Consider the following 6,934-nt stretch of genomic DNA (forward strand, 5'->3'; position numbering starts at 1 on the left):
CAGGCTCAAGCGGCGCCTTTATCCCTGGCAACGCTGGAGCCTGTTCCCTCTACGTGAGCGGAACAGGCTGGTAACGGATCAACGACGTGGCAGGAATTGCAGCGGATCTACAGGTTTACCTTGTCGGCGAATCTCAAAGTGCAGTTTCACCCGGTCTGTACCAGTTGATCCCATCTCGGCAATTGTCTGTCCGACTTTGACCTGCTGTCCCTCCCGAACCAATAGCTTGCGGTTGTGGCCGTAAGCACTGACGTAGGTTTCGTTGTGTTTGATGATGACTAATTCGCCGTAGCCCCTTAAGCCACTCCCGGCGTAAACCACCGTCCCATCAGACGCAGCTAAAACAGGCTGTCCCAAATCTCCGGCGATATCAATGCCTTTATTCAAACTACCGTTTGAAGAGAATTTTCCAATGAGAATACCGTTCGAAGGCCATCCCCAACCCGTAGGAGCGGGGCCCGCGGGGGTAGCCGGAGCAGGCGCCGGCTTGCTCGCTGGGTTGGTGGTGGTGGCAGTTGCAGGCGTTGTCGTGGTGCCTGCCGGGCGACGAATGACCGTGGTCTTGCTGGAGGAAGAGGCACTGGACTGGGTGCTGGTAACAACCGTTGCCGGCGTAGTGCCAGTGCGGCCGTCAAAGCGAATGACCTGCCCAGGATGGATGGTATAAGGCTCGGCGATGTTGTTGCGAGCGGCCAGCGCCTTGTAGTCCCAGCCATAGCGGAAGGCAATGGAAAACAAGGTGTCTCCGCGACGCACCGCGTACTGCCCGGTGGTCACCGTAGGACGCTGCGGCGCAACAGTGTTACTGCGCTCGACCACCCCCACGCTGCTGGATTTGGTGCTGGAGCAACCGACCAACAAGGAACTCAAGGCAAGGCCAATCATCAGTCGCTGAAAGCTTGTTGTACCTATACGCTGCGCAATGACTGTGAGACTCACCCGCCGCTCCCTTTGTGGTGGTTGACGATATAGATTGCCTGACTCAGGCGTGAAGTGACGCAAGTATAACTGGACAGAGGCGCTTTACCGCTGGCCCAGCACAAGGACAGCCGCAAGAACCTGCCTCTGGCCGTCGTATCACTCATTGACGATCGATACGGTACTAAGACACAGCCCGCCAGACAGAATTCACCCCAGCCTGATAAATGCCTTCAGGCCAGGGGACCATTGAGCAACGGCACAAAACGCACCGCCCCCAGGACGTGCCGGGCAAAGCCCTGTTCTTCACGGATGATCAGCATCAACTGCTGCACCTCCCCTGCCCCCACCGGAATCACCAGGCGCCCGCCAGGCGCGAGTTGATCGAGCAGGGCCTGGGGGATATCGGTGGCGACGGCAGTGACGATGATGCCGTTATAGGGCGCCAGCGCCGGCCAGCCTTCCCAGCCGTCGCCCCAGCGAAACACGACGTTGCGCAGGTTCAATTCCTGCAGGCGCTCCTTGGCCCGGTCTTGCAGGACCTTGATCCGCTCCACCGAAAACACCCGTTCCACCAGCTGCGACAACACCGCCGTCTGGTAGCCCGAGCCGGTACCGATCTCCAGTACCTTGTCCAGCGGCCCGGCCGCCAGCAGCAGCTCACTCATGCGGGCCACCATATAAGGCTGGGAGATGGTCTGGTTGTGGCCGATCGGCAGCGCCGTGTCTTCATAGGCACGATGGGCCAGGGCCTCATCGACAAACAGATGCCGCGGTGTGCGCCGAATCACTTCCAGTACCTGAGGGTTGGACAGCCCCTCGTCATACAGGCGCTGGATCAGGCGTTCGCGGGTACGCTGGGAAGTCATGCCGATTCCCCGCCGCAGCAGATCGTCTTGCTCGCGAGCCATCAGCGCAGCCCCTCCAACCAGCCATCCAAACTCCTGAACGCGTCATTGAAGGTGCGATCCAGCTGCAGCGGCGTGACAGACACATAGCCCTGCATCACTGCATGAAAGTCGGTGCCGGGCCCGCCATCCTCGGCGTCGCCGGCGGCAGCGATCCAGTAACCCGCCTTGCCGCGAGGGTCGACCACCTTCATCGGTGCCGCAGCACGGGCGCGATGGCCCAGGCGGGTCAGCTGGATGCCCCGAATATGATCAAGCGGCAGGTTGGGAATATTCACGTTCAACACCGTCCGTGGTGGTAAATCCAGCAAGCCCTGGGCTTGCACCAGCTTGCGCGCGAAATAGGCTGCGGTAGCAAGGTTCTCCACCTGGCGCGAGACCAGCGAAAAGGCGATCGCAGGGCGTTGCAGGAAGCGCCCTTCCAATGCAGCGGCGACCGTCCCGGAGTACAGCACGTCATCACCGAGGTTGGCCCCCAGGTTGATGCCCGACACCACCATGTCCGGGTCATGCTCCAGCAGGCCGTTGAGCCCCAGGTGAACACAGTCGGTGGGGGTGCCATTGATGCTGATAAAGCCGTTGCCAAGGGTGTGCGGATGCAACGGACGGTCGAGCGTCAGCGAGCTGCTGGCGCCGCTTTTGTCTTGATCCGGAGCGATAACCACGCACTCGGCGTAATCCGCCAGCGCAGCGTGCAACGCCGCGATACCGGGTGCAGTTACCCCATCATCGTTAGAAATCAGAATGCGCATGAGCTGTCCGTCTGCCCCACCGGCACCAGATCGACGAGTTCACGCACCAAGGCGGTGGCGAAACATCCGGCCGGGAGGACGAATTCCAGTTGCAGAATATCAGGCTCGGGATAATGCCACGTCAAACCGCCAATGGGCAGCCGCAGGATGCGTCGTTCGTGGCTCATGCCGGCTTTTATCAGCCATTCGCACAGTGCCGCCTCGCGGTCGGCCATCTGCTGTTCAAGTTCATGAACCGCACCACCCGCCGGAGACTCGCCTTCGCCCCACAACGGGCCTGTGGGATGCAAGTCAAGAATTGCCAGGCGCGGATCCGTGCATTCATCCGGGCCGGCCATGAAAAAGCTGCGGCTGTCGGTAAATGCCAGCAAGTCGCCCACTTGCGCCTGCTGCCAAGTGCCGTCCGCCACTCGCGCTGCCAGCGCCTGGTTGAACAGGTAGCTGCGGGCGGTGGACAACAGGCGCGAACGCACATTGCGCTGCTCCGGCAGCGCTTGACGGGCAACCCAGCTACGGGCGTCCGCCAGGTTGCCACCGTCGTGGCCGAAGCGCTGGGCGCCGAAATAGTTGGGAATACCTTGAGCGGCAATCCTCTTCAGGCGCTCGTCGATGGCTGCCTGATCCGCCTTGAGCTCTGTCAGGCGCAAGGTAAAGCCATTGGCGGCATGGGCCCCACGCTGCAATTTGCGCTTGTGGCGGGTGGCCTCGAGGATCTTCAGAGTGTGATTTTCCGCTGCGCCAAGATCCGGATCGGCCTTGCCCGGCAGTTGCACACTGAACCACTGGCGGGTCAGCGCCTGGCGATCCTTGAGCCCGGCATAGCTGACAGTGCGCAACGACACCCCCGCCGCCTTGGCGATCCGCCGCGCCGCTTCCTCGGTGTTCAAGCCGCGTTTTTCCACCCACAGCCACAGATGCTCGCCTTCCCCGCTCAGCGGGATATCGAGTACTTCATCAACCTGGAAGTCTTCGGCAGTGGCCTTGAGTACGGCGCTGCCCAGGGCATCGCCATAGGCCCGCGGGCCCAACAATTGCAGTTCATTCATGGGCGTTGCAACAAGGCCACGGAATGCACGGCGATGCCTTCCTCGCGGCCGACAAAGCCGAGTTTTTCGGTGGTGGTTGCCTTCACGTTCACCTGGTCCAACTCGACCTGCAGGTCCTCGGCAATCAAGGCCCGCATGGTTTCAATGTGAGGTGCCATTTTCGGTGCCTGGGCGACGATGGTGTTGTCAACGTTGCCGATCTTCCAGCCCTTGGCATGAATCAGCGCAACAACATGACGCAGCAGGACACGGCTGTCGGCGCCCTTGAACTGCGGATCGGTGTCCGGAAAGTGCTTGCCGATATCACCCAGCGCGGCAGCGCCCAGAAGGGCATCACTGAGTGCGTGTAACAGCACATCACCATCGGAGTGGGCGAGCAGCCCGAAATGGTGGGCAATACGCACCCCCCCCAACGTGATGAAGTCGCCCTCAGCGAAACGGTGCACATCGTAGCCGTGGCCAATACGCATAAAAAAACGCCCCGAAAAAGTCAGGGCGTGATTCTACCTGCTTTGGCAGGTATTAGGCGTTAAGAGCACGTGCATGGTGCTGCAAGTGGTCGTCTATGAAACTGGCGATAAAGAAGTAGCTGTGGTCGTACCCCGGCTGCATCCGCAACGTCAGCTCATGCCCGGCATTCTTTGCCGCTTGCTGCAGCACTTCAGGCTTGAGCTGACCGGCAAGGAAGTCGTCACGATCCCCCTGATCCACCAGCAACGGCAGCTTCTCGGTGGCTTCGGCGATCAGCACGCTGGCATCCCACTCGCGCCAGCGTGAGCGTTCCTCCCCCAGGTAACGGGAAAACGCCTTCTGCCCCCAGGGGCAATCCATCGGGTTGCTGATGGGAGCGAAGGCCGAAACCGACTGATAGCGCCCCGGATTACGCAGCGCGCACACCAATGCCCCGTGACCGCCCATGGAGTGCCCGCTGATCCCACGCTTATGCGAAGCGGGAAAATGCGCCTCCACCAGCTCCGGCAGCTCGTTCACCACATAATCGTGCATCCGGTAATGCTGGGCCCAGGGCTCCTGCGTCGCGTTCAGGTAGAACCCGGCACCCAGACCGAAATCCCAGGCACCGTCCGGGTCACCGGGCACGCCAGGGCCACGCGGGCTGGTATCCGGAGCGACGATGATCAGGCCCAGCTCGGCAGCCATGCGTTGAGCCCCGGCCTTGTGCATGAAGTTCTCGTCGGTACAGGTCAGGCCGGACAACCAGTAAAGCACCGGCAGCTTACCGCCCTGCTCGGCCTGGGGCGGCAAATACACGGCGAACACCATGTCACAGCCCAGCACCCGGGAATGATGCTTGTAGCGTTTATGCCAGCCGCCGAAGCTTTTCTGGCAGGAAAGGTTTTCCAGACTCATGGCAGACCTCCAGCGGCACGCCGCAAGCCATGGGCCGCAGCGGAACTCCCGCTTGGCGCCTGTGGCTTGCCGCTTGCCGCTGCTCTTAGAAGTGAATGACGGAGCGAATGCTCTTGCCTTCGTGCATCAGGTCGAACGCCTTGTTGATATCTTCCAGGCCCATGGTGTGGGTGATGAAGGTATCCAGGGGGATCTCGCCGGTCTGGGACATTTCCACGTAGCTTGGCAGCTCGCTGCGCCCGCGCACGCCACCAAAGGCTGAGCCGCGCCATACCCGGCCGGTCACCAGTTGGAAGGGACGGGTGGAGATTTCCTGGCCGGCACCGGCCACGCCGATGATTACCGATTCGCCCCAGCCCTTGTGGCAGCACTCCAGGGCCGCACGCATCAATTGCACATTGCCGATGCACTCGAAGGAGAAATCCACGCCGCCATCAGTCATGTCGACAATGACCTCCTGAATCGGACGGTCGAAATCCTTCGGATTGACGCAGTCGGTGGCGCCCAGTTGCTTGGCGATCTCGAACTTGGCCGGGTTGATATCGATGGCGATGATACGCCCGGCCTTGGCCTTGACCGCACCGATGACCGCCGACAGCCCAATGCCGCCCAGGCCGAAGATGGCCACGGTGTCACCGGCCTTGACCTTGGCGGTGTTGATCACCGCTCCGATCCCGGTGGTCACGCCGCACCCCAGCAGGCAGACCTTTTCCAGCGGCGCTTCCTTGGGAATCTTGGCCACGGAGATTTCCGGGAGCACGGTGTACTCGGAAAAGGTCGAGGTACCCATGTAGTGGAAAATCGGCTGACCCTTGTAGGAAAAACGCGTGGTGCCATCAGGCATCAGGCCCTTGCCCTGGGTGGCGCGAATGGCCTGACAGAGGTTGGTCTTGCCCGACAGGCAGAATTTGCACTTGCCACATTCCGGGGTGTACAGCGGGATCACATGGTCACCCACAGCCACCGAGGTCACGCCCTCGCCCACCGCCTCCACCACCGCACCGCCTTCGTGGCCGAGGATCGCCGGGAAGATGCCTTCAGGGTCGGCACCAGACAGCGTGTAGGCGTCGGTGTGGCAGACGCCGGAGGCGACGACCCGCAGCAGCACCTCGCCCGCCTTGGGCATGGCGACATCCACTTCGACGATTTCCAGCGGCTTCTTGGCCTCGAAGGCTACGGCAGCACGTGACTTGATCATCCTGACTCTCCAGCGAATAAAAACGAGGCACAGAGTGTAAAACAGCGCAATGCGATGAATAATCCAGGCAAAAGCAAAACATTATTGCTGTATGGGGACAATCAATGAATGACAACCGTTGGGAAGGTATCGACGAATTTGTCGCGGTCGCCGAATGCAGCCAGTTCACCGCTGCCGCCGAGCGCCTGGGGGTCTCTTCGTCCCATATCAGCCGTCAGGTGGCACGGCTTGAGGAGCGCTTGCAGACTCGCCTGCTGTATCGCAGTACCCGCCGGGTGACCCTGACCGAGGCCGGGCAGACCTTTCTCCAGCATTGCCAACGCTTGCAGGATGGTCGCGAGGAGGCCCTGCGGGCCGTAGGCGACCTGACCAGCGAGCCCAAGGGCATGCTGCGCATGACCTGTGCAGTGGCCTACGGCGAGCGCTTTATCGTGCCGCTGGTTACCCGGTTCATGAGCCTTTATCCGCAGTTGCGAGTGGATATAGAGCTCAGCAACCGCCCCCTGGACCTGGTGCATGAAGGGCTGGACCTGGCGATTCGCCTTGGGCGCCTGCAGGACTCGCGCCTGGTCGCCACTCGCCTGGCCCCACGCCGCATGTACCTATGCGCCTCGCCCTCCTACCTGGAACGTTATGGACGCCCGCACAGCCTGTCGGAGTTGAGCCGGCACAACTGCCTGATCGGCAGCTCGGATATCTGGCAATTGGAACTGGATGGGCGCGAATTTTCGCAACGGGTGCAGG

General features: G+C 61.4%; 8 protein-coding genes. 1 reads left to right on the plus strand and 7 read right to left on the minus strand.

What is annotated here, in order from left to right; genetic code table 11:
• Positions 1 to 78: 78 nt before the first annotated feature.
• The 7 genes from F6S12_RS11535 to F6S12_RS11565 form a co-directional block, all read right to left on the minus strand.
• Positions 79 to 939: a peptidoglycan DD-metalloendopeptidase family protein gene (locus tag F6S12_RS11535; protein WP_161466253.1), complete on the minus strand. Its 861-nt coding sequence runs from the start codon at positions 937 to 939 to the stop codon at positions 79 to 81.
• 212 nt (positions 940 to 1,151) lie between these two features.
• The gene (locus F6S12_RS11540) at positions 1,152 to 1,787 is read right to left on the minus strand and encodes a protein-L-isoaspartate(D-aspartate) O-methyltransferase (RefSeq protein WP_169892832.1); all 636 of its coding nucleotides are present in this window, start codon (positions 1,785 to 1,787) and stop codon (positions 1,152 to 1,154) included.
• Positions 1,788 to 1,828: 41 nt separating this feature from the next.
• A complete protein-coding gene (gene surE / locus F6S12_RS11545) occupies positions 1,829 to 2,578 on the minus strand; it encodes a 5'/3'-nucleotidase SurE (RefSeq protein ID WP_011059551.1) in 750 nt (249 codons plus the stop codon).
• Positions 2,566 to 3,624 carry a tRNA pseudouridine(13) synthase TruD gene (gene truD / locus F6S12_RS11550; protein WP_152685985.1) on the minus strand — a complete coding sequence of 353 codons (1,059 nt, stop codon included), beginning with the start codon at positions 3,622 to 3,624 and terminating at the stop codon, positions 2,566 to 2,568. The genes surE and truD overlap by 13 nt, the downstream gene beginning before the upstream one ends.
• A complete protein-coding gene (ispF, locus tag F6S12_RS11555) occupies positions 3,621 to 4,094 on the minus strand; it encodes a 2-C-methyl-D-erythritol 2,4-cyclodiphosphate synthase (RefSeq protein WP_011059549.1) in 474 nt (157 codons plus the stop codon). The genes truD and ispF overlap by 4 nt, the downstream gene beginning before the upstream one ends.
• Before the next feature lie 52 nt (positions 4,095 to 4,146).
• Positions 4,147 to 4,992, minus strand: a complete 846-nt coding sequence (fghA, locus tag F6S12_RS11560) for an S-formylglutathione hydrolase (RefSeq protein WP_041116226.1) — start codon at positions 4,990 to 4,992, stop codon at positions 4,147 to 4,149.
• Between the two features lie 85 nt (positions 4,993 to 5,077).
• Positions 5,078 to 6,190 carry an S-(hydroxymethyl)glutathione dehydrogenase/class III alcohol dehydrogenase gene (locus tag F6S12_RS11565; RefSeq protein WP_011059547.1) on the minus strand — a complete coding sequence of 371 codons (1,113 nt, stop codon included), beginning with the start codon at positions 6,188 to 6,190 and terminating at the stop codon, positions 5,078 to 5,080.
• 104 nt (positions 6,191 to 6,294) lie between these two features.
• Between F6S12_RS11565 and F6S12_RS11570 the strand changes: the two genes are divergently transcribed.
• A partial coding sequence (locus tag F6S12_RS11570) for a LysR family transcriptional regulator (protein ID WP_315868913.1) occupies positions 6,295 to 6,934 on the plus strand: 640 nt, incomplete at its 3' end.

Origin of the sequence: Pseudomonas sp. JV245A, from assembly GCF_032424515.1 — a bacterium.
Taxonomy (GTDB): Bacteria; Pseudomonadota; Gammaproteobacteria; order Pseudomonadales; family Pseudomonadaceae; genus Aquipseudomonas; species Aquipseudomonas protegens.